Source organism: Streptomyces sp. NPDC091279, assembly GCF_044757465.1.
Classification (GTDB): domain Bacteria; phylum Actinomycetota; class Actinomycetes; order Streptomycetales; family Streptomycetaceae; genus Streptomyces.
This window is the reverse complement of record NZ_JBIVVA010000001.1, coordinates 253,335-275,511: the sequence shown is the minus strand read 5'-3', so window position 1 is coordinate 275,511 and position 22,177 is coordinate 253,335. Positions and strand designations below refer to the sequence as shown.

17 protein-coding genes are annotated in these 22,177 nt (G+C 73.2%); 6 read left to right on the top strand and 11 right to left on the bottom strand.

The genetic code is table 11. The features are described 5' to 3' along the window. Positions 1 to 15 precede the first annotated feature (15 nt). The 10 genes from ACIQOU_RS01100 to ACIQOU_RS01055 are packed head-to-tail and all read right to left on the bottom strand — an operon-like array spanning position 16 to position 11,307. Entirely contained in the window at positions 16 to 1,245 is a 1,230-nt protein-coding gene (locus ACIQOU_RS01100; protein ID WP_401532790.1) for an aspartate aminotransferase family protein, read from the bottom strand. Between the two features lies 1 nt (position 1,246). Beyond that, the gene (locus ACIQOU_RS01095) at positions 1,247 to 1,777 is read right to left on the bottom strand and encodes a DUF6031 family protein (RefSeq protein WP_401532788.1); all 531 of its coding nucleotides are present in this window, start codon (positions 1,775 to 1,777) and stop codon (positions 1,247 to 1,249) included. Positions 1,778 to 1,810: 33 nt separating this feature from the next. Beyond that, positions 1,811 to 2,833: a DUF6001 family protein gene (locus tag ACIQOU_RS01090; protein WP_401532787.1), complete on the bottom strand. Its 1,023-nt coding sequence runs from the start codon at positions 2,831 to 2,833 to the stop codon at positions 1,811 to 1,813. Then, positions 2,817 to 3,815: a fatty acid desaturase family protein gene (locus tag ACIQOU_RS01085; RefSeq protein WP_401532785.1), complete on the bottom strand. Its 999-nt coding sequence runs from the start codon at positions 3,813 to 3,815 to the stop codon at positions 2,817 to 2,819. Before ACIQOU_RS01085 ends, ACIQOU_RS01090 begins: the two co-directional genes overlap by 17 nt. Before the next feature lies 1 nt (position 3,816). After that, positions 3,817 to 4,359 carry a dCTP deaminase domain-containing protein gene (locus ACIQOU_RS01080; protein WP_401532783.1) on the bottom strand — a complete coding sequence of 181 codons (543 nt, stop codon included), beginning with the start codon at positions 4,357 to 4,359 and terminating at the stop codon, positions 3,817 to 3,819. Beyond that, positions 4,356 to 4,922, bottom strand: a complete 567-nt coding sequence (locus ACIQOU_RS01075; protein ID WP_401532781.1) for a hypothetical protein — start codon at positions 4,920 to 4,922, stop codon at positions 4,356 to 4,358. The genes ACIQOU_RS01080 and ACIQOU_RS01075 overlap by 4 nt, the downstream gene beginning before the upstream one ends. After that, positions 4,919 to 5,965 (bottom strand): hypothetical protein, encoded by a 1,047-nt coding sequence (locus ACIQOU_RS01070; RefSeq protein ID WP_401532780.1) that lies wholly within the window; start codon positions 5,963 to 5,965, stop codon positions 4,919 to 4,921. Before ACIQOU_RS01070 ends, ACIQOU_RS01075 begins: the two co-directional genes overlap by 4 nt. Beyond that, on the bottom strand, positions 5,950 to 7,632 hold the full coding sequence (locus tag ACIQOU_RS01065) for an alkaline phosphatase family protein (protein WP_401532779.1): 1,683 nt from the start codon (positions 7,630 to 7,632) through the stop codon (positions 5,950 to 5,952). Before ACIQOU_RS01065 ends, ACIQOU_RS01070 begins: the two co-directional genes overlap by 16 nt. Then, complete coding sequence (locus tag ACIQOU_RS01060) at positions 7,629 to 8,828, bottom strand: hypothetical protein (RefSeq protein ID WP_401532778.1); 1,200 nt, start codon at positions 8,826 to 8,828, stop codon at positions 7,629 to 7,631. Before ACIQOU_RS01060 ends, ACIQOU_RS01065 begins: the two co-directional genes overlap by 4 nt. After that, entirely contained in the window at positions 8,818 to 11,307 is a 2,490-nt protein-coding gene (locus tag ACIQOU_RS01055) for a dCTP deaminase domain-containing protein (protein ID WP_401532776.1), read from the bottom strand. The genes ACIQOU_RS01060 and ACIQOU_RS01055 overlap by 11 nt, the downstream gene beginning before the upstream one ends. Positions 11,308 to 11,640: 333 nt before the next feature. Between ACIQOU_RS01055 and ACIQOU_RS01050 the strand changes: the two genes are divergently transcribed. The 3 genes from ACIQOU_RS01050 to ACIQOU_RS01040 are packed head-to-tail and all read left to right on the top strand — an operon-like array spanning position 11,641 to position 15,249. Continuing rightward, positions 11,641 to 12,879, top strand: coding sequence for an ATP-grasp domain-containing protein (locus ACIQOU_RS01050; RefSeq protein WP_401532775.1), 1,239 nt, complete (start codon positions 11,641 to 11,643; stop codon positions 12,877 to 12,879). Beyond that, the gene (locus tag ACIQOU_RS01045; protein ID WP_401532774.1) at positions 12,876 to 14,126 is read left to right on the top strand and encodes an MFS transporter; all 1,251 of its coding nucleotides are present in this window, start codon (positions 12,876 to 12,878) and stop codon (positions 14,124 to 14,126) included. Before ACIQOU_RS01050 ends, ACIQOU_RS01045 begins: the two co-directional genes overlap by 4 nt. 37 nt (positions 14,127 to 14,163) lie before the next feature. Beyond that, entirely contained in the window at positions 14,164 to 15,249 is a 1,086-nt protein-coding gene (locus tag ACIQOU_RS01040; protein ID WP_401532773.1) for a substrate-binding domain-containing protein, read from the top strand. On the opposite strand, the gene ACIQOU_RS01035 is transcribed toward ACIQOU_RS01040, so the two are convergent. Then, a complete protein-coding gene (locus tag ACIQOU_RS01035) occupies positions 15,233 to 15,688 on the bottom strand; it encodes a MarR family winged helix-turn-helix transcriptional regulator (protein ID WP_401532772.1) in 456 nt (151 codons plus the stop codon). The two genes, ACIQOU_RS01040 and ACIQOU_RS01035, sit on opposite strands and share 17 nt — an antisense overlap. 245 nt (positions 15,689 to 15,933) lie before the next feature. Between ACIQOU_RS01035 and ACIQOU_RS01030 the strand changes: the two genes are divergently transcribed. The 3 genes from ACIQOU_RS01030 (at position 15,934) to uca (ending at position 22,157) form a co-directional block, all read left to right on the top strand. After that, positions 15,934 to 16,692 (top strand): GntR family transcriptional regulator, encoded by a 759-nt coding sequence (locus ACIQOU_RS01030; protein ID WP_401532771.1) that lies wholly within the window; start codon positions 15,934 to 15,936, stop codon positions 16,690 to 16,692. Positions 16,693 to 16,865: 173 nt separating this feature from the next. Beyond that, a complete protein-coding gene (locus ACIQOU_RS01025; protein WP_401532769.1) occupies positions 16,866 to 18,521 on the top strand; it encodes a purine-cytosine permease family protein in 1,656 nt (551 codons plus the stop codon). Positions 18,522 to 18,584: 63 nt separating this feature from the next. Next, on the top strand, positions 18,585 to 22,157 hold the full coding sequence (gene uca / locus ACIQOU_RS01020; protein ID WP_401532768.1) for an urea carboxylase: 3,573 nt from the start codon (positions 18,585 to 18,587) through the stop codon (positions 22,155 to 22,157). Positions 22,158 to 22,177: the final 20 nt, after the last annotated feature.

The window sequence follows — 22,177 nt, the reverse complement described above, 5'->3', positions numbered from 1 at the left end:
CTGGGTGGGGGTGGGTCAGGTGGTCGCCGGCACGGGCAGCTCGGGAACGGCGGCGAGGGCGGCGGCGATCGTGTCGAGCCCCCGGTCGAGGTCGCCCCGGCCGATCACGGCGGGCGGATAGATCCGCAGGACCTGCGGGGCGCTGAGGCAGAAGCTGACCAGGACGCCCTGCTTGGCGGCCTCCAGCACGATCTGTCCCGCGATGCCCGGGGAGGCGGTCTCCACCCCGATCATCAGTCCCTCGCCGCGCACCTCGCGGATTCTCGGGTCGGCGCCGAGGGCGTCGTCGAGCCGTTGGCGGGCGGCCGCGCCGAGCCGGGTCACGTCGTCGAGGAAGGTGTCCTGGCGGACCAGGTCGACCACTTCGGCGCCGACCCGGCCGGCCAGGGCGCCGCCCGCGAAGGAGGACGCCAGCACCACCGGATCACCGGCCGCGCCGCCGAGCCGGGTGCCGGAGTGCACGACCGCGGCCACCGGGAGCAGGCCGCCGCCCAGGACCTTGCCGACCAGCAGCAGGTCCGGCGGGACGGCCAAGGCCGAGCGCCAGATCCGGCCGCAGCGGCCCAGCCCGGTCTGGATCTCGTCGAGCACGAACAGGGTGCCGGTCTCCCGGCAGATCTCCCGCAGGGCGGCAAGGTGGGCCTGCTCGACCGGCAGCACCCCGCCCTCGCCCCGCACCGGTTCGGCGAAGAGCGCCGCGACCGTTCCCCGGGCCAGCACCCGGCGGGCCCGGTCGAGGTCGCCGGGGTCGAGGAAGTGGACGGGCGCCGCGAGCGGTACCGGGGAGCGCACCGCGTAGGTGTCGGACAGGTGCAGGGCGCCCGCCGTCTTGCCGTGGTAGGAGCCGCGCAGGGCGGCGAACTCGGCGCGCCCGGTGGACAGGGCGGCCATCTTCATCGCCATCTCCACCGCCTCCGCGCCGGTGTTGGCGAAGGCGACCTGGTCGAGGCCCGGTGGCGCGACCCCGATCAGCGCCTCGGCGCACCGGGTCGCCTCGGCGTTGCCCAGGATCTTCCCGGAGAGCCCCATCCGCCCCAGCTGGTCGCGGGCGGCCGCGGTGATCCGGGGATGCCGGTGCCCGGCGAGGTGGACGCCGAAGGAGCCGAAGTCCAGCCAGCGGCGCCCCTCGGTGTCGCTGATCCAGGCGCCCTCGGCCTCCTGTTCGGCGGCGAGCAGCCCGGACATCCGCAGCAGCATGGCCTTGGAGCGGCCGAAGGCGGCGCCGTAGCGTTCGACGAACCCCATCTCAGGCGTCCTTGAGGAAGGGTTCGAGGAACGCGGCGTCGGTCCCGGCGGCGGTGCACAGCTTGGACCAGTCGCGCAGGGCCCGCAGCACCTCGCTCTGGCCGCTGGCCACCAGCGGGTCGGGGATCGTGCCGGGGAAGGCCTCGCACAGTCCCTCCCACAGCGCGCGCACCCCGCTCTCGTCGGCCTCCTCCCCGCCGAACTCCTCGTCCAGGGCGAAGAGTTGGGCCAGTTCGGCGCCGGAGGCGTGGCAGACCTCGTGCAGGCCGTACTCCAGGGCCAGGGCCAACTGGTGGCCCTCCCCGGCGGGTTCGGCTCCGGTCAGCCGGGTGTCCATCTCGGACAGCAGCTCCAGGAGGCGGAGTTTGACGATCTGGCGCAGCTGCGGCTGGTCCACTCCGCCGTCCAGGTCCTCGACGTAGGCGCGGCCGTCGACGGACATCAGCCAGGCGACGGTGGCCCAGGCCCGGACGGCGGCCTCGGGGGGCAGGCCGCGGCCGGCCCGCACGCCGGGGTAGAGGGTGAGTTCCATCAGGCTCCTTCAGCGGGTGGGTACGGCGGGCGGTCAGGCCGGGAGCAGCGTCACGGCACCGGCTCGGGCGGCGCGCAGCAGATCGGCGGGGTCACCGGCGCCGTCCGGCGGGCCGGTGAGGGGGATCGCGCCGGTGGGCAGCGGGTCCGGGCCAAGGAAGGCGGTGCTGGCCCCCAGCAGCAGGTCGGCGCCGGGCAGGAACCGGCGCCGGACCAGGTCGCCGACGGGCTCGACGGTCAGGGTCGGCGGGTGGCCCTCTCCGGCGACGGCGTGCACCTCGGTGAGCAGCGCGGTCAGGGCGGGGGCCAGCGGCCCGGTGTCCTTGCCGGCGAGGGCCTCGGAGACGGGGGTGCGCAGCGCGTCCACGGCGGCCACGCCCGGCGCGTCCCCGTGCCCCTTCCGGAAGCGGGTCCAGCGCAGCAGGAACCACTTGCGGTTGGAGTAGACGTCGAGGTGGTGCGAGAGCATCGCGTCCATCAGGTACAGCAGCGCGTTGACGGCGTACCCGACGCGTCCGCGCCGTTCACCGGCCGCCTCGGCCAGCGACAGGAACAGCACCTGTTCGGTGGCGGTGTGCAGGGAGGACCGCTTCCACAGCCGGGCCAGTTCGGGCAGGTGGTCGAGGTAGGGCAGGGTCCGGTCCAGGGCGACGCCGTTGACCATCCGTTCCAGGTATTTGCGGCGCAGCTCGTGCTGCTTGTCCCAACCGCGGTACCCGAGCACGGCTTGGCGGGGGTCGGCGTCGGCCAGGGTCCGCAGGTCGGCGAGGGCCGCGTGGACCTCGTCCTCGGCGAAGGAGACGGATTCGAGGTGGTTGGCGCCCTCGAAGAGCTGGGTCGCCATCCGGGCGCCGGTCATCGGCTCGGACTGGACGCGGATGAAGTCGACGTCGCTGGTGGCGTTGGCGAGCCCGTGCACCGGGGAGCTGGTGAGCAGGAAGTGGCGGGCGGCGCCGGTCCGGCCGCTCAGCAGGCGCTCCAGGCCCTCGGGGGTCAGTGCGCGCGAGGCGAGGAAGGCGTCGGCGTTGCTGAGGCGGGTCTCAGGCGTCAGGGCCATCGGTCTCCCCGTTCGGTGTGAGGGTGGCGTAGCGCAGGGCGCGGGCCTCGGCGACGTGCCGCAGGACGCTGTCGGGGCCGAAGAGGTAGGAGCGCGAGATCCGGGCGCGGTCCCGGACGACCTGGTTGTCCATGAGCCGGCGGTGCAGGTCGGCCAGGTTGTAGCAGGGGACGCTGGGATAGAGGTGGTGCGCGAGGTGGTAGTTGATGCGGCACGGGGAGAACAGGGCGCGTTCCACGGCCCCGGCGAGCACCGACCGGGTGCCGCCGAGCCCGGCGTCCTGGTCGCAGCCGACGTGTTCGGCCATGTCGCGGAGGCGGAGGATCATGCTGAGGGCGGTGATCATCGGCACGATCCACAGCAGCAGGTACGCCCACCACCATCCGGTGACGATCAGGAGCGCCGCGAGGACCGTGAGTCCGCCGAGGAAGAGCGCGCACCGGGCCCGGCCCATCGCCCGCGCCACGGTGCGGTCCCCGCGCACCACCGGCAGCAGCGAGAACTGGTCGAGGGTGCCGACGGTCTTGACGATGTTCAGCGCGACGGCGTCCGCCGCGTAGAGCCGTATCCAGTCGCGGGTGGTGTTCTCGATCGCGGTCGGGTCGTAGTCGGGGTCGCGGTCGGTGTTGAGATAGCGGTGGTGGTCCAGGTGGTGGCGGCGGTACAGGGTGGTGCTGATGAACAGCGGGAAGGCCAGCAGGAGGTCGCTGGCCCAGTCGTTGACCCGGCGGTCGTCGCACAGCAGCCGGTGCGCGCCGTCGTGCATGAGGACCGCGAGCGCGTGCTGGCGGGTGGCGATGACGACGATGGCGAGCAGATAGCCGTACCAGCGGTCCGTGTACACCGCGCCCGCGGCGGCGGCGAGGATGACCGTCCACTGGCGGGCGATGGCGAGGGCGGCGCGGGCGGGCCTGCGCCGGGATAGTTCGCGCAGTTCGGCGGTGGTGATGAGGCGCTCGGGGGCGCCGGTTCCGGTGGCCATGTCAGTTGCCTTTGGTGGGGGGAACGGCGGTGAGGTCCTCGCTGAGCCGGGAGGCGACGGCGGCGGTCGAGCCGGTGTACTTGCCGTCGTAGAGGAGGGGTTCGCCGCGCATGGCCCAGAAGGCGAGCTTGCCGATGCACATCCCGGGATAGAGCCGGACCGGGTTGGCGACGGTGATCTCCAGCGTCCAGGGGAAGAGCGCGCCGCTGTGTCCGAGCGGGGCGGAGAACTGAATCCACACGCCGAGGGTGGACACCGAGCGGCAGGCGTAGAGGGTGGCCGCGTAGTGCGGGCTGCCCATGACCTCCATGGTGGAGCCGAGGTAGAAGCGGCCGGGTTCCAGGACGTGACCGGCCGCGTCCATGGTGATGCCGGTGCAGTCGGGGGCGCGTCGGCTGTCCAGGGTTCCCCGGTCGTACGACAGGAGCCGGGGGGCGAGGCGGAAGCCGTAGGAGTTGGGTTCGAGGCGGGCGGGGTCGAAGTCGTCGATGTGGATCTCGCCCTCGGCCACCGCCCGGGCGATCTCCGGTCCGGTGAGGATCACGGTGTGCGACTCCCTCGCAGGGACAGGACGGTGGCGTGGATCGCCGACCGGTAGGCGGCCAGGTCCGCGCTGTTGTCGAGGACGATGTCGGGGGTGATCAGGTCGAGGTCGCGGGTCGAGGCGTCGGCGCGGGTGAGGTCGGACCGCGCGGCGAGCCGGGTCCCGCGCAGCCGTTCGTCGCAGGTGATCCGGATGATCGAGAAGCCCAGGGCGCGCAGGGCGGGTGCGTCGACGAGGGGGTCGCGCAGGTCGTCGTTGACGACGAGGTCGGCCGGGCAGCGGGCCAGCCGGGCCGCGAAGTCGTCGGCGAGGGCACGGGGGTTGAGGCGGCGCAGGTGTCCGGCCAGGTCCTCCATCAGGACCTGGTCCTGGGCGCCGGGGCGCAGCGGGGCGCCCGCGGTGGCGTAGACGCGGTCCTGGAGTTCGTACAGCGGCCGGGCCAGCGGGATGCGGGCGAAGCTGAGCCCGTGTTCGGCCGCGTGCTCGCGCAGGACCCCGGCGCAGGTGGACTTGCCGCTGCCGGAGTGTCCGATCACCGCGATCCGCAGCTGGGGGGCGCTCATGAGCCGTCCGTCAGGGCCGCGTCGAGGTCGACGTCGAGGGTGCCGGTGAGGCGGAGGATCGCGAGGTCGGCGAGGTGCGGGCGCATCGCGGACAGGGTGGCGTAGAAGGCGGCGTAGTCCGGTACGAGGTAGTGCTGCCAGCCGAAGAAGGTGGTGTCGATGGAGCGGTCCACGATGCGGTTCAGCTCCATCCAGCGGGCCGGTTCCTCCACCACCCGCTCGACGGCGAACGGCTCGCCGGGGCGGACCTCGGGGAGCAGGATGCCGGCGAGGCGCAGCGGCTCGGGGCTGAACTCCGAGCCGAGCCAGGCCTCGAAGGCGTCCGCGTCGAGCAACAGCTTGGTGCGGTCCGGGAGTTCGGCCGCGTCGAGGCCGGCGTTGACGCGTACCCAGTCGACCAGGGCGGGGTGTTCGCGCAGCGTCCCGGCGCCGACGTAGGGGTAGTCGCGCCAGGGGGTGGCGATGATGCCGCCGTCCTCGCCGATCCGGCAGAACAGCTTGTCGCCGGTGAAGTAGCGCCAGCCGGGCCGGCTCAGCACCGAGACCAGGGTGGTGGTCTTGCCCGCGCCCTTGACCCCGGCGATGGCGTAGGCGCGGCCGTCCCGCTGGACGCCGGAGGCGTGCAGGACGACGGTGCCGCGGGTCTCCTCGGTGCGGATGATCAGGTCCCGCAGGAAGTCGATCAGTTGGCACATGGAGGCGTCGGTGATGCCGGCCTCGAAGCGCCGGTCCTTCGTGGTGTCGACGGGGACGTCGAGGCGGGTGCTGTCGTTGGCGTAGACGCGGCGGTCGCCGTGCCGGGAGAGCAGGGCGTGGAAGGTGAACTCGGGGGCGGTGCTCTGCCGGATCACGGCGGGGCGGCCGGTGGGAGGCTGGTCGGCGGGGTCGTAGGGGACGAAGGTGAGGTGGAAGGTGGGTTCGTTGGCCGGGGCGTCGGCGAGGGTGTGGCGGAAGAACCGGGCCACCGGCTCGAAGGCCTTCTCCGCCTCGGGGTCGATGTCGAGGTGCAGGGTGGTGTCGAGGAAGTTCAGGTAGCGGTGCACACAGGCCTCGCAGAGGGGTCGGGGAGTGCTGGACGGGGACGGCCGTCCTGGCCCAACCCGAGCTGGCGCAGGGCGAGTTGGGCCGGGACGGTGTTGTCGACGACGCCGAGGTCGACGCCGGGCGACAGGCCGGGACCGCGGGCGGCGAACACCGCGTGCAGTCGGGGGTCGCCGTTGTTGGTGATGTGCGCGCCGGGTTTGGGGGAGGGCGCGACGGCCGCGCGGTCGGGTCTGAGCCGCGCGGTGGGCAGGAAGTCGGGGTCGAACAGCACATGCCGGACCACGCTCGGATCGCCGCCGGGCGAGGGGGCGAACCCGGCCGTCACGGGGCGGCTGCCGCCCGGTGCGGTCAGGGCGCGCAGGGCGGCTTCGGCCCGGTCCAGGAGCGCCCCGGCGGTGGAGCGGGGGACCAGGCCGCCGGGCAGGTCCTGGTGGTTGACCCACAGCGAGCCGTTGTCCGCCGGGTGGTAGAGCACCGGGGACCGGCCGGGGTCGAGGTTCCCGTCGGGGGTGCGGGCCGCGAGTCCGGCCGCGATCAGCGCCTCGTTGGGGTGCACCGTCCAGGCCGTGCCGGCGATGCCGTGGTCGGCGCCGAGCAGCACGGAGTCCTGCTCCCCGGCCCGGTCGAGCACCGCTCCGAGCAGCCGGTCGGCCCAGCCGTAGACGGCCCTGACGCGGCGCCAGACCTGGTCGGCGACGTCGGGGCGGTGGGCCGCGCTCTTCGGGTCGCACCAGCCGATCAGTTCGTGGCCGAGGTCGTCGGTGGTGGGCAGGTACATCACGACCAGGTCGGCGGTGTGGTGCCGCAGCACCGCACGCGCGGGTGTCTCGAACGAGCGCTGCACGCATCCCACGGAGGAGACGAAGAGGTCTTCCGCCGAGCCGTCGCCGCCGTCCACGAGCCGGGGTCCGAGGGCTCCGGTCCGGTAGGTGGGGCCGATGCCCTCCCCGGCGAACACGGGGAGCGTCCCGGCGACCGCGCCGGTCAGCGCCCGGTCCCGGCCGACCACGCGTGGGCGCCAGGCGCCGGTCCGCAGCAGGAGCCGTCGCCCGCCCGACCGGACCACGCGCAGCCAGATCCCGCTGTCGCCGCCCAGCCTCAACTGCCGCCAGTCGGCGTCCTGTTCGCCCAGGGTCACGGACCGGCTGCCGCTGCGGACCCGGACCCGCTCGCCCCGTGGGGTCACGTCGAGCGGGTGGGGGCCGACGGTGAAGTGCTGCGGGCCGCCGTCGAGGGGCAGCGGGGCCTGCCGGTCGATGCGGTCGCCGTAGGCGTCCACCGCCACGTCGAGTCCGGGCTCGGCCTGTCCGTCGGCGCCGATCGTCCAGGGGACGTGCACGGCGGCCGTCCGCAGCCCGGCCTCGGCGGCCGTCCGCCACACGGTCGGCGCGGCGCAGCGCCCCGGTGCGAAGGCCACCGCCGACTCCTCGACCGGGCCGCCGGTGCCGGGAACGCGGAAGCCGGTGATGCCGTGCCGTTCCGGCCAGACGCCGGTGAACAGGGTGGCGAGCGAGGGCGGGGTCTGGCAGTTGGGTGCCGGTGGGCGGGCCGCGGCGCTGATCCCGGCGGCCCGTAATCGGGCGGTGTGGGGCAGGGCGCCCTCCGCGACCAGCCGCTCCACGATCCAGTGCGCGGCGGCGTCCCAGACCAGCCAGTACACCGTCACCGGCCGGGCTCCAGCTCGGGCCGGGCGGCGACCACGTCGCGCAGGAAGCTCCGCTTGGAGTAGAAGGTGCGTTCCTTGGCCCAGCCCCGGTCGGCGAGGAGGCCGCGCACCCAGGCGTCGACGCGGTCCATCTCCGCGACCACCTCACCCTCCTCGGGGTCCAGGAGGCCCCGGGAGCGGAGGTACTCGATCTCGCACTGGGACAGCACCACGTCGGGTGCGTCGAGGAGTTGGCAGTGGTCGAAGAAGATGCCGTAGATGTGCCCGGTGCGCAGCGACTCGCACTGGACGTCGTAGCGGACCCGCCGGAAGGGCGGCATGGCCCGGACGGTCAGGCCGAGTTCGCGGGTGAGGTGGTCGGCGTAGCCGTCGGGGGCGACGTCGACGCCGTGGGTGAGTTCCTCCCGGCGGGCGAAGGAGTCCTCGGCGAACCACTTGCGCTTGAGGATGTTCTTGCCGTCGGTGGAGGGGATGAACGAGGCGTAGCCGCGCGCGGGTTCGGGGCCGAGGACGTCGAAGAGGTGGTTGTCGTAGTACCAGATCTGGAAGTCCTCGCGGTACTCCGGGCGACAGCCGGGCAGTTCACCGGCGCGCAGGGCCCGCAGCACCTCCTGGCCCGCCTCCCAGATGTCCGGGGCGGGGTCGAGGGTGTACTTGTACTCCAGCTCGGTGCCCTTGAAGTGGTTGCGGAAGTAGAGGTGGTGGTTGCCGAGCGGCAGCACGAACTGCTGATGGGTCGTCAGAGCGCCCTCCAGCCAGTGGAGTTCGTCGACCTCGCCGTGGCCGACGGGCTCGGCCGTGCTGCGCACGAAGCAGGCGTCGTCCAGGTGGGCGCGGATCTGGGCGTAGGCGTGGTAGCCGCCGCCGGGCTGCTCGGCGAGGTAGCACAGCGGCACCAGGGCGGAGCCCGCCGAGCCCACCAGGGGCCGCAGCGCGGGTCCGGCGAAGCCGTCCTCGAAGAGCTGCTCGCCCGCGACCCGGACCCGGCCGAGGAGACGTCCGTCGGCGGTGCGGGCCACCGCCTCGCAGGGGCCGAGGTCCGCCCAGCGCACGACGACGGTGGTGCCGGGGCCCGCCTCCTGGTGCGGGGCGACCCGCACCAGGACCAGCGGATCGTCGGCCGCCCGGGGCCGGGTGCCGTTGATGAGGTGGACGCCGCCGAGGACGACCCAGGCGCCTGCCTGTTCAGTGCTCATCCGTGACGCTCCTTCCGGCGACGGTGATGGAACCGCCGCTGATGACGGCCTCGCCGCCGTCCACGAACGCGCCCAGGTCGGTCGCGATCAGGGCGGGGACCTTGGCCTCGCGCAGCAGGATGGCGAGGTGGCACAGGACCGAGCCCTCGTCGAAGACGAAGCCCGCGACCGCGCCGATCAGGACCGAGAGCACCGCGTAGGGGCGGCCGACCCGGACGACCGGCGGCGCGGGCATGGCCCGGATCTTCTCCAACAGCCGCGTGATCTCGGTGTGTTCGACGACGTCCTTGCTGCGGTCGACGCTCACCGCGGGCCCCACCGAGAGCCGGCTGAGCAGGTCGTCGTCGGCCAGCGTCAGCAGGGGGCCGCGGGCCGAACCGGCGGAGACCAGCGTGCCGCGCTCGCCGGACAGCTGGTCCCCGGCGAGCAGCGAGTAGTCCACGAAGTAGGGCACGCCGTCGGCGAACACCCACTCCACGGTGGCGTCCCCGTACCGCTCGTGCATCCGGCCGGTGAAGGCCGCCATCCGTTCCAGATGCGGGGCGAGACCGGGCGGAATCGCACCGTCGGCGCTGTCGGTGCCGTCTGTGGCATCGGCGTTCCAGACGAACGAACGGGCCCCCGCCGTACCCCGGTTGAGGGCGAGCAGCCCGTCGGGGGTGTATTCGACCAGCAGGTCGGTGCCGGTCCTGCGGGTGATCAGACCGAGGTCACCGCGGATGAAGTCCCGTACGACCACGGCCTGGTGCCGGTCCGGGGCGGCCGCGCCCCGGGTGATCTCCGCCAGCCGGTCCGGCACCTGGTCCTTGGGGACGACGATCTGGCGCAGGGTGGCCCCGAAGTCCAGGACGCATTCGGTGCCGGCGCCGGTCGCCAGCAGGTCCCGTATCCGGGCCCGGCCCTCGGGGGCGGCCAGGTCGCCGGTGGTGAAGCCGATCAGCCAGCCCGCGCCGACCGCGAGGCCCAGCTCCTCGGCGAGCCGGTGCGCGGGGCCCCGTTTGGCGGTGTATCCGGCGTACACGTCGGCGACGTCACCGAGGTGTGCTCCGGCGGGCGGGTCCTCGAAGTAGAGCCTGCCGGACCAGATCCCGGCGGGTCCGGCACCGGACGGTCCCGCCGAGCGGTGGGCGGTCACCGGGCGCACCTGCACGAGGTGCAGTCCGTCGGCGTCGGCGGCCCACTCGACGTCGACCTCGCAGCCGCGCCGCTCGCGTAACCGGCGGCAGACGTCGGCGACCTCCCGCAGGACCGGTTCGTCCGGGTCGGCTCCGGGCCGGGCCGAGGCGCGCCGGGGCACCGCCACGCCCGCGACCAGTTCCTCGGCGAGCCCTTCGGTGTACTCGATCTCCACGGCGTCCGAGGCGCTGTCGAGGCCGGTGAACGCCACCCCGGCCAGGGTGGGCCGGACCAGCCGCTGGACGATCACCGCGAGCCGGGGCTCCGGGTCGAAGTCCCCGGCCCTGACCCGGGCGGCGACCGCCGAGCCCGCGTAGTAGGCACGCCAGCACTCCTCGACGGCCGCGATGACACCGTCCGCACCGCGCACCCCGAGCACGCTGCGGTGGATGCCGGCCAGGCTGCTGCCCGCGCTGTCCTCGGCGAGCCCGGAGGAGCGGACCGCGAACTCGCCCTCCCCGAGGTCGCCGAACACGTCGGCCAGCCGGGCGGTGAGCAGGTCGCGCAGGTCGGGGGGCACGGCCAGGTCCGCCACCGCCGCCTCGATCCCGGCCGTGACCTCGGTGAAGAAGGCGCCGACGGTGGCCCGCATCTCCTCGAACAGGGCGCCGAGCGCACAGCGGCCGGCCGGGGTGAGGGCGCGGGTGAACTCCCCGGCGGGCACGGCGAAGGCGGTCGGTACCCGGAACTCCCGGGAGACGTCGGCGAGGGCGGCGAACTTGTGGCCGACCTCCGCCGGGTCCGCGTCGGTGCCCAGGCCGGGCAGGCGCTGCCGGGACAGCTGGCGGTCGAAGTCCTTGTGGATGTCGCTGGAGCGGGGGCCGACGGCGCCCTGGTACTTGCCGTCGTAGAGTTCGATCTCGCCCTGGGGGCACCACCACATCATCTGACCGATGGTCATGCCCGGGTACACCCGGACCCGGTTCATCGTGTAGAGCTGGAGCGTCCACTGCCCCTCGTAGCCGATGTCGCCGAGGCTGGCGGAGAGGTTGATGAACAGCCCGAGCCGGGCCACGGAGGAACGCGCGGCGAAGGTCGGCGCGTAGTGGCGGCTGCCCAGCACCTCCTGGGTGTGGGCGAGGTAGAGCCGGCCCGGCTCCAGGACATAGCCCTCGGCGGTCATCTCGATGTCGACGCAGGCGTTCTCCCGGCGCGGGTCGAGCGGCATCTCGGAGTAGATCCGAAGGCGGCTGCCGAGCCGGAAGTTGTAGCTGTTCGGGTTCACCTGCTCGGGGGTGAACGGCTCGATGGTGATGCGTCGGTTCGTGCGTTCCCGCGCGATCTCGCTTCCGGTGAGGATCATCAACGCTCCTTGCGGTGGGTGGGGGGCGGCAAGGGTCGGACCGGGGCTCCGGGGAGGCCGGATCAGAAGAGGAAGTAGCGCTGGGGCAGGGGGAGTCCGGCGACCGGACGGCGGTCGCCGTCTCGCGGGATGGACACCCGTTCTCGACGAGTGGTACTTCCCCCAGAAAGTATTTGGGTGCCGGAATTTATGTCAAGGATTCAAGGACGCACGCAGCAAACGTAACTTTCTGGAAACCCGGCCTCATTGACAGCCGAACGCCTTCGAGAAAATAGTTCACCCAGGAAACATCTCCTCGTATCCCGTTCCGCCCGGGGCAACCGAGAGGCACACATGGCGCACATCGCGTTCCTGGAGACCAACACCACCGGAAGCGGCTACGAGGCGATCGCCGCCGCCAAACGGGCCGGACACCGCGTCACCTTCGTCACCCGTGACATCGAGGCCTACCTCCTGCCGGGCCAGCTCCAGCTGGACACCGACCTGATCGACGACGTCGTCGGCGTCGAGACCAACGACCCGGACCAGGTCGTCGCCGCGCTGCGGCCGCTGCTGCCCGGCCTCGCCGCGCTCATCTCGATCGGCGAGTGGCACATGATCAGCGGCGCCGAGTCGGCGTACCGCCTGGGCCTGCCGGGACAGGCGCCCGACTCGGTGCGGGCCGCCCGGATCAAGTCCCTCCAGCGGGTGGCCTGCGCCCGCGCGGGCGTCCCGATCCCGGCCTTCGCCGTCACCCTGACCCCCGAGGACGCCGCCGCCGCTGCCACCGCCCAGGGCTTCCCCTGCATCGTCAAACCCGTGGACTACGGCGGCAGTTACGGGGTGCGGCTGTGCACCGGGGCCGACGAGGTGGCCGAGCACGCCGCCTGGCTGCACTCGGTCACGCACAACCAGCGCGACCAGCGGATGTCCCCGGAGATCCTGATCGAGGAGTATCTGGAGGGCCCGGAGATCAGCCTGGAGACCCTCACCTTCGACGGCGTCACCCGGTTCCTGGCGATCACCCAGAAGCAGACGGTGCCGCCGCCGTCGTTCTACGAGACCGGGCACGCGCTGCCCGCCGTGCTCGATCCCGCGCTCGACCAGGAGTGCCGCCGGATCGCCACCGCCGCCCTGGACGCCATCGGGTACGTCTTCGGGGCCGGGCACATCGAACTGAAGCTGACCGCCGAGGGACCCAAGCTGATCGAGGTCAACTGCCGTCCCGCGGGCGACCGGATCACCCATCTCCTGCACCGCGCGCTCGACGTCGACCCGAGCGACCTGCTGCTCGGGATGTACCTGGGCGTCTCGCCCGACCCGCTGCCCGAGCCGGTGCGGGGAGCGGCCATCGTCTTCCTGCCGAGCCCCGGCGGCCGGGTCGTCGCCGTGGAGGGCGTCGAACGGGCCCGCACGGTGGCGGGCGTGGAGGAGATCTCCCTGTACGTCGGCCCGGGCGACGTGCTGGCACCGCCGACCAACAACAACGACCGGCTGGGCTATGTCACCGCCACCGGGCCCGACAGCGCCACCGCGCTGGCGGCGGCCACCACCGCCGCCGCGTCGATCCTGGTCAAGCTGGAGACACCGTGAGGCTCGGCAGCTACACCGAGGGGATGACCCGGCCGATCGCGCTGGTCTGCCTCGGCATCTTCGTCAACCGGCTGGGCGGCTTCTTCGTCCTGTTCCTCACCCTCGTCCTCGCGGACCGCGGGTACGGGACGCGCCAGATCACCGTCGCGCTGATCGTGGTGGCGACGGCGGGCGTGCTCGGCGCGGCCGCCGCCGGTCCGGTGGCCGCCCGCCTCGGGGTCCGCACGGCGCTGCTGCTGTGCGGGGCGACGACCGCGGCCGGCGCGTTCGCCTGCGCGGCGCTGCGGGACTTCGGCCCGACCGTCGCGCTGGCCGCCGTGGTCTGCGCCGGGGTGCAGGCGTACTCGCCGCTCGCGCAGACCGTCGTGGGCACCTCGGCCACCGCGGAGCGCCGGGTGGCGATGTTCGCCGTCTACCGGCTCTGCCTCAACGTGGGCGCCTCCGTCGGACCGGTGCTCGGCGCCCTGCTGCTGGCCTGGTCCCCGGCCGCGGTCCTGATCGGCAACGGGCTCGCGGCCACGGTGGCGACCCTCCTGGTGCTGCCGCTGCCCCGGACCCCCGCGCGCCCGGACCCGGCACCGGGAGACACCCCGGCGGCCGGACGGGGCCGGGTCGGACGGGACTTCGCGGTGGCGGCCGTGCTGCTGAGCGTGGCCTCGCTGGTCTACGCCCAGCAGACCGGCGTGCTCGCCCTCGCGGTCACCGGGGCCGGCTACAGCACCGGCGTCTACGGCGGACTGCTGACCCTCAACGCCGTTGTCGTGATCCTCGTGGAGGTGCCGCTGTCCCGCTTCACCGGGCGCTGGCAACGCCGCACCCCCCTCGTGCTCGGCACCGTGTGCGTCTGCGCCGGGTACGCGGTCAACCTGGCCGGGATCTCGCTGCCCGTGCTGGTCCTCGGGGTGCTCACCTGGACCCTCGGCGAGGTCCTGATGTCCCCGGTCGCCGCCGCCTTCGCCACCGAGGCGGCACCGCCCGGCCAAGAACCCCTCCACCTGTCCTTCCTGAGCATGTGCCAGACCGTCGGATACGCCGTCGGCCCGGCCGCCGGCGTCTACCTCTACGGCCGCAGTCCGACCCTCCCGTGGCTGCTGTGCGCCGTTCTGATGGTCCTCACCGCACCGGCCCTTTACCACCTGCTGCCCCGGGCCCAGCGAGCGGGCCGGGCCCGGGACGATTGTCAAGACCCGTGCACCGGTCTAGGCTCCGTCGACGCGGGAGATCCTCTGCAAGGGCGCCGGGGCTGATCCCGACGTCAACTGTGCGGACCCCCGGAGGCGCCCTGTGGACTGGTCGGCGGCACGCGTGTGCTTCCCGGACCGGCGCGACATCCTCCTCGTCGCGCTCGTGATCCCCCTGTCAGGCCCGGCCGGGATCTTCGGCCCCTCCTGCGAACTCTCGGCGCAGCTCGCCGTGGCGGAACTCAACGCGGCCGGCGGCGTCCTGGACCGCGAGGTACGGCTCGTCGTCCTGGACGGCGGCCGCGCACCGGACCGGGTCGCGGACGACGTGGCGGGCCTGGTCGAACTCGGCGCCGTGGACGCGGTCGTCGGCTGGCACACCTCCGCGGTACGCCAGGCCCTGGCACCGCGGATCGCCCACCGGGTGCCCTACATCTACACCGCCCAGTACGAGGGCGGCGAGATGACCCCGGGGCTGTTCCTCACCGGGGAGACCGACGTACAGCAACTGGCCCCGGCGATGCGGCTGCTGGCCGAGGCGACGGGCGCCCGCCGCTGGTGCACCGTGGGCAGCGACTACGTCTGGCCGAGGGTCACCGCGCGGCTCGCCCGCCGACTGGCCAAGGAGTGCCGGGGCGGCGTCGTGGAGGAGGTGTTCCTGCCGCTCGACACCGAGGAGTTCGCCCCCGCGCTGCGCCGGATCGAGGCCAGCGGGGCGAACGCGGTGCTGATGCTGCTGCTCGGGGACGACGCGGTGCGCTTCAACCGGGCGTTCACCGCGGCGGGCCTGCATCAGCGGTGCGTCCGGCTGAGCACCCACATGGACGAGAACCTGTTGCTGGCCACCGGCGCGGAGGCGACCGAGGGGCTGTGGGCCACGGCCGGCTACTTCGACTCCCTGATGACGCCGGAGAGCCTGTCCTTCAGCCACCGTTACGTGCGCAGGTTCGGGCCGGACGCACCGCTGGCCGGCAGCCTGGGCGAGTCCTGTTTCGAGGGCATCCTGCTGCTGGCCGCGCTCACCGCGCACCACGGGTCGCTGGCCGCGCCGCCCGCGCCCCGGCCGGAGGGGACGATCTCCTACGAGGGCCCCCGCGGCACGCTGCGATTACGCGACAACCACCTGGAGCAGCGCCTCTACCTCGCCCGCGCCGACAACCTGGACTTCGACATCATCGCTCGGCTCTGATCTCCTCGGGGGCGTTCGCCAGCAGGGCCTTGAGCCGGGACAGTCCGTCGGTCAGCTCCCGCACCCCGGCCGGGCCGCCCCACAGCTGCTCCTCGGCCCGTCGCGCCAGCGCGGCCACGGCCCGGTGCCGGCTGCGGCCGCGCGCGGAGAGGTAGACCAGGACCCGCCGGCCGTCCCCGGGGTCCTTGCGGCGGTAGGCCAGCGCCCCCGAGACCAGCCGGTCGACCAGCTTGGTGAGGCTCGGCGCGGGCATCAGGGCGTATTCGGCGACGTCGGACATGGTGTGCCCGCGCCCGTCCGACAGCAGCGACAGCACCCGCCACTCCTCGACGCCGCACCCCTCGGCCTCCAGCGCGAGGGTCAGCCGACGGGTCATCAACCGCTCGGCGCTGCTGAGCAGTTGGGGCAGATCGCGGGCCAACTCCGGAGACACGGTCATCCTCTCCTCCACACGAAACCCACAGCCCGACACTACCTCCCGGGGGCGGTACTTTCCAGGGAAAGAGTCGGCCCGTGAGCAACCCCCTACCCACCCCTTAAGTCGGCCCGTGCGGCCTTGTCCTCACTTCCTGTGCCCGGCACTTCACACAGGAAGGATCGAAGCCTCGTGGTGAGGTACCGGAAACCGTCCGTTCACTTTACGAGGGCCTTATGGGAAACAAGGGGTTCCTAACGTGTCCGCTCATGGATGCAGAGCTGTATACGCAGCGGGACACGCCGGGCGCACCGCCGGCCGCCCCCGGCACCCCGGCCGGGCCGCCGGCGGGGGCCTCGCTGCGTGACGCCGTCCACGACCAACTGCGCGCGGCCGTGCTCGACGGCGAGTTCGGCCCGCGTGAACGGCTGGCGGAGGTGCGGTTGGCCGCGCGGTTCGGGGTGTCACGGACCCCGGTGCGCGAGGCGCTGGCCCGGCTGGCCTCCGACGGGCTGATCGAGCGGGGCGACGGCGGCTTCTTCGTCACCATCCCCAACCTGGCCCAGCTGAAGGACTTCTACGAGCTGCGGGTCACCCTGGAGCTGCGCGGGATCGCCCGGGTCATCGAGGACCCGTCCCTCAAGCACGAGACGTCGATCCTCATCGCCGAGCTGGACCGCTGGTACGCGATGCGCCGCCGACCGCCCGTACCCGACCCGCGGTTCGTGGTCCAGGACGAGACGTTCCACGCCGAGCTGTCGCGCGCCTCCGGGAATCCCGCGCTCACGGACGCGCTCGTGACGGTCAACGAGCGCATCCGCCGGGTGCGGATGTACGACTTCCTCACCGAGGACCGGGTGCACACGACGATCACCGAGCACATCGAGATCATGGAGCTGGTCCGCGACGGACGGCTCGACGAGGGCCACCGGGCGCTGCACGCCCACGTCGGCGACTCGATGGCCGTGGTGATGGAACGCGCCCAGCGCGCCATGACACAGATGGCCCTGCACGCCGACCGCCTCTGAACACACGGGAGTTCCCGCTCCTGACCCGCACCCGCCCGGCTGCCGACGACGCCACCGACCGGACGCCCCATACCCCACGCCCCACGCCCCACCTCTCGTATCCCGCTCCCCCGACCCCGCCCCGCTCCTCCCCCACGTCTTCCCAGTCCCCTCCGCTTCCCGAAGGACGGACCATGAGCACCACCGAGTCCCCCCAGACAGCCGCCGAACCCGGCTCCCCGACCAGTCAGGCGACCAAGGAGACGCTGGAGGACTACACCCTCCGTTTCGCGCCCCGCAGTTACCGCCGCTGGACCCCGATGGTCGTGGCCACCACCGCGCTCGGCGGCATCGCCTACATGGCCGACTTCTCCATCGGCGCCGGTATCGGCCTCACCCACGGCACCGGCAACGCGCTCGTCGCGATCACCGTCGCCGCCGCCGTCATCTTCCTCACCGGGCTCCCGCTGGCCTACTACGGCGCCCGCTACAACATCGACCTCGACCTCATCACCCGCGGCTCCGGGTTCGGGTACTACGGGTCGGTCCTGACCAGCGTCATCTTCGCGAGCTTCACCTTCATCTTCTTCGCCCTCGAAGGCTCGATCATGGCCCAGGGCCTCAAGCTCGGCCTGGGGCTGCCGCTCTGGCTCGGCTACGCCCTGTCCACCCTGATGGTCATACCCCTGGTGATCTACGGGATGAAGGCGCTGAGCAAGCTCCAGGTGTGGACGACCCCGGTCTGGCTGGTCCTGATGGTCGCCCCGCTGGTCTACCTGATCTCCACCGACCCGGGCACCGTCGACCGCTTCCTGTCCTACGCGGGCACCGACGGCGACGGCGGCATCAACACCGCGTCCGTCCTGCTCGGCGCCGGTGTCTGCCTCTCCCTCATCGCCCAGATCGGCGAGCAGATCGACTACCTGCGCTTCATGCCGCCCAAGACCGAGGAGAACAAGCGGAGTTGGTGGACGGCCGTCCTCATGGCCGGACCGGGCTGGGTGATCCTGGGCGCGCTGAAGCAGGCCATCGGTGTCTTCCTCGCCGTCTACATCCTGGCGAAGGTCGGACCGGCCGCCGCCACCGAGCCGATCCAGCAGTTCCGGGGCGCCTTCGACGCGATGATGCCGTCCTGGCTCGTCATCCCGCTGGCCGTGGCGCTCGTGGTCATCAGCCAGATCAAGATCAACGTGACGAACGCCTACTCCGGCTCGCTGGCCTGGACGAACTCCTTCACCCGCGTCACCAGGCACTACCCGGGACGCATGGTCTTCGTCCTCGTCAACCTCGGTTTCGCGCTGGCCCTGATGGAAGCCGACATGTTCAGCTTCCTCAACAGCATCCTCGGCTTCTACTCGAACTGCGCCATCGCCTGGGTCGTCACCGTCGCCACCGACATCGGCGTCAACAAGTACCTGCTGAAGATCTCCCCGCTCCAGCCGGAGTTCCGGCGCGGCATGCTGCACGCCGTCAACCCGGTGGGCGTCGTGTCGTTCCTGGCCGCCTCGGGCCTGTCCATCGCGATGTACTTCCACGGCCTGGGCGACTCCCTCCAGCCGTACTCCCCGGTCGCCGCCGCCGTCATCGCGTTCGTCCTCACCCCGCTGATGGCCGTGGCGACGAAGGGCAAGTACTACCTGCGCCGCACCGACGACGGCATCGACGAGCCCCTCCTCGACGCCGACGGCAACCCCACCTCGACCACCTACGACTGCCACGTCTGCCACCAGGCCTACGAGCGCCCCGACCTGGCGGCCTGCGCGACGCACGACGCGATGGTCTGCTCGCTCTGTCTGAGCACCGACGGCGTCGGCGACCACGTGCTGCCCGCGGCGCCCGCCGCCGTCTGACCCCCTGACGGCCGGGCGGCGAGGAGATCGCCGCCCGGCCGTTCCGTCCGGAAGAGCTGTGCCGTGTTCGACACCGTGCTCGTGGCCCATCGCGGAGAGATCGCCTGCCGCGTCATCCGCAGTGCCCACGCCCTCGGTCTGAAGACGGTGGCGGTCCACTCCGACGCCGACCGCACCGCCCCGCACGTCCGGATGGCCGACGTGGCCGTCCGGCTGGGTCCGGCCCCGGCCGCCGACAGCTACCTGCGCGCGGACCGGGTGCTGGAGGCGGCGCTCGCCACCGGTGCCGGGGCGATCCACCCCGGCTACGGCTTCCTCTCCGAGAACGCCGCCTTCGCCGCGTCGGTGGAGGCGGCCGGGCTGGTCTTCGTCGGCCCCACCCCGGCCCAACTGGCGGTCTTCGGCGACAAACACACCGCCCGGGCCGCCGCGCGCGCCGCCGGGCTGCCGTTGCCGACCGGCAGCGGGCTGCTGGCCGACGAGGCCGAGGCGCTGCGGGCGGCGGCCAGCACCGGTTACCCCGTGATGCTCAAGGCCACCGGCGGCGGAGGCGGCCTCGGCCTGCGGGTCTGCCCGGACCCGGCCGCCCTGCGCGCGGCGTTCGCCCACGTCACGCGTCGCGCCGACGGCTTCGGCGACGGCGGGGTGTTCCTGGAACGGTACGTGGCGGGCGCCCGGCACATCGAGGTCCAGGTCTTCGGCGACGGCAACGGCGAGGTCGTCGTCCTCGGCGACCGGGACTGCTCTCTCCAGCGCCGCCACCAGAAGGTCCTGGAGGAGTCCCCGGCACCGGACCTGCCCGCCCGTCTCCGGGCCCAACTGCACGACTGGGCCGAGGAGTTGTGCACGTCGGTCGACTACCGCTCGGTCGGCACCGTCGAGTTCGTCCACGACCCCGCACGACAGCAGGCGTACTTCCTGGAGGTCAACGCCCGTCTCCAGGTCGAGCATCCGGTCACCGAGGAGGTGCACGGCGTCGACCTGGTCGCCTGGATGCTGCGCCTGGCCCGGGGCGAAACCGGCGTCGCCCGCCGACGCGCCCCGCGCGGGCACGCGTTCGAGGCCCGCGTCTACGCCGAGGACCCCACCCTCGATCACCGGCCCAGCGCCGGACTGCTCACCCGCGTCCACTTCCCCGCCGGGGTCCGCGTCGACGGCTGGGCCGAGACCGGGCAACGGATCTCCCCCGCGTACGATCCCCTGCTCGCCAAGATCATCGCGACCGGCACCGATCGCGCCGAGGCCCTCGCCCGCCTCGAACAGGCCCTGGACGACACCCGGATCGACGGCGTCGAGACCAACCTCGGTCTGCTGCGCGCCGCCTGCCGCTCACCGCAGGTGCGCGCCGCCCGCCACACCACCGCCACCCTCGCGCACCTCACCGACGCCCGTCCGCGCATCGACGTCGTGCGCGGCGGGGCGCACACCACCGTGCAGGACTGGCCGGGACGCACCGGCCACTGGGAGGTCGGTGTCCCGCCGAGCGGGCCGATGGACGACCTCTCCTTCCGCCTCGGCAACACCGCCGTCGGCAACCCCGAGGGCGCCCCCGGCCTGGAGTGCACCTGGGAGGGGCCGACGCTGCGGTTCTCGCGCCCCTCGGTCGTCTGCGTGACCGGGGCACCGGCCGGGGTCAGCGTCGACGGACGGCCCGCCGAGCAGTGGCGGCCACTGGAGCTGGCGGCCGGGCAGGTCCTGGAGGTGGGCGCCCCGACCGGCCCCGGGGTGCGGACCTATGTCCTGGTGCGCGGCGGACTCGACGTGCCCCGCTATCTCGGCAGCGCGGCCACCTTCGTCCCCGGCGCCTTCGGCGGACACGCGGGGCGTGCCCTGCGCGCCGGTGACGTCCTGCGCCCCGCCGCACCCGCCGCCGACGCCCCGTCACCGGCGCCGGTGACGGCCGGGAGGCGCCCGCGTTTCACCGCCCACTGGCACCTCGCCGTGAGTGAAGGACCGCACCCGGCACCGGAGTTCCTCACCCGCGCCGGTATCCGGGCCGTGTACGCGACCGACTGGCAGGTCTCCGCCCAGTCCGCCCGCACCGGCGTCCGGCTCATCGGCCCGCGCCCCGAGTGGGCCCGCCCCGACGGCGGTGAGGCCGGGCTGCACCCCTCCAACGTCCATGACACCGCGTACTCCGTCGGCGCCGTCAACTTCACCGGCGACACCCCCGCCGTCCTCGGCCCCGACGGCCCGAGCCTGGGCGGCTTCGCCTGTCCGGTCACCGTGGTGCGCGCCGACCGCTGGAAGACCGGGCAGCTGCGCCCCGGCGACACCGTGCGCTTCGTCCCCGTCGACGAGACCACCGCCGACGCCCTGCGCCGCACCCCCGCCCCGCGCACCCGCCCGCCGCGCACCGGCCCGGACGGCGACGACGGCGTCCTCGCCCGCCGCCCGGCCACCGACGCCACCCCCGAGGTGACCTACCGGCGCGGCGCCGAGGACAACCTCCTCGTCGAGTACGGCCCCATGGCCCTCGATCTCGCCCTGCGTCTGCGCGTCCACGCCCTCGCCCGGCGGCTCGCCGCCGTCGGCCCGCGCGGTCTGGTCGACGTCACGCCCGGCGTGCGCTCCCTGCACCTGCACACCGACCCCGACGTCCTCCCCCTGCGCACGCTCCTCGGACTGCTCCAGGAGGCCGAGGACCACCTGCCCGACACCGCCCGGCTCACGGTGCCCAGCCGGGAGGTCCACCTCCCGCTGTCCTGGGACGACCCCACGGTGCAGGAGGCCGTCGGCCGCTACACCGCCGCCGTCCGCGACGACGCCCCCTGGAATCCGTCCAACATCGAATTCATCCGCCGGATCAACGGCCTCGACCGCGCCGAGGACGTACGGCGGGCGGTGTTCGCCGCGCGGTACCTCGTCCTCGGCCTGGGCGATGTCTATCTGGGGGCACCGGTCGCCACCCCGCTCGACCCGCGGCACCGGCTGGTCACCACCAAGTACAACCCGGCCCGCACCTGGACCGCCGAGGGCGGGGTCGGGATCGGCGGCGCCTATCTGTGTGTGTACGGCATGGAGAGCCCGGGCGGCTACCAGCTCGTCGGCCGTACCGTGCCGGTCTGGGGCGGCCTGCGCCCGCCCCGCTCCTTCACCGACGGCACGCCGTGGCTGCTGCGGTTCTTCGACCGGATCGTCTGGCACCCGGTGAGCGCCGAGGAGCTCCTCGACCTCCGGGCCGACCTCGCCGCCGACCGCGCCGCCCTGGACATCCGCCCCGGCACCTTCTCCCTCGCGGACCACGAGAGGTTCCTCGGCGAGAACGCCGCCGACATCGCCGCGTTCCGGGCCCGGCAGGCGGCCGCCTTCGCGGCGGAACGTGGGGCCTGGGAGACGGCGGGCGAGTTCACCCCGCGCGAGGCCCCCGATCCCGTGGCCCGGAACACCGCCGCCCTCCCGCCGGGCGCCCGTTTCATCGAGGCGCCGCTCAGCTCCACGGTGTGGAAGATCGAGGCCCACCCCGGCACCCACGTCGGCCCCGGCCACCTCCTGCTCACCCTGGAGGCCATGAAGATGGAGGTCCCCGTCCACTCCCCCACCCACGGCACCGTCACCGACATCCTCGTCACCCCCGGCCAGCACATCGACGCGGGCACCCGCCTCGCCATCATCGCGAACGATCCAACTCCCTGACCTGGCAGCGGGGTTGCTCC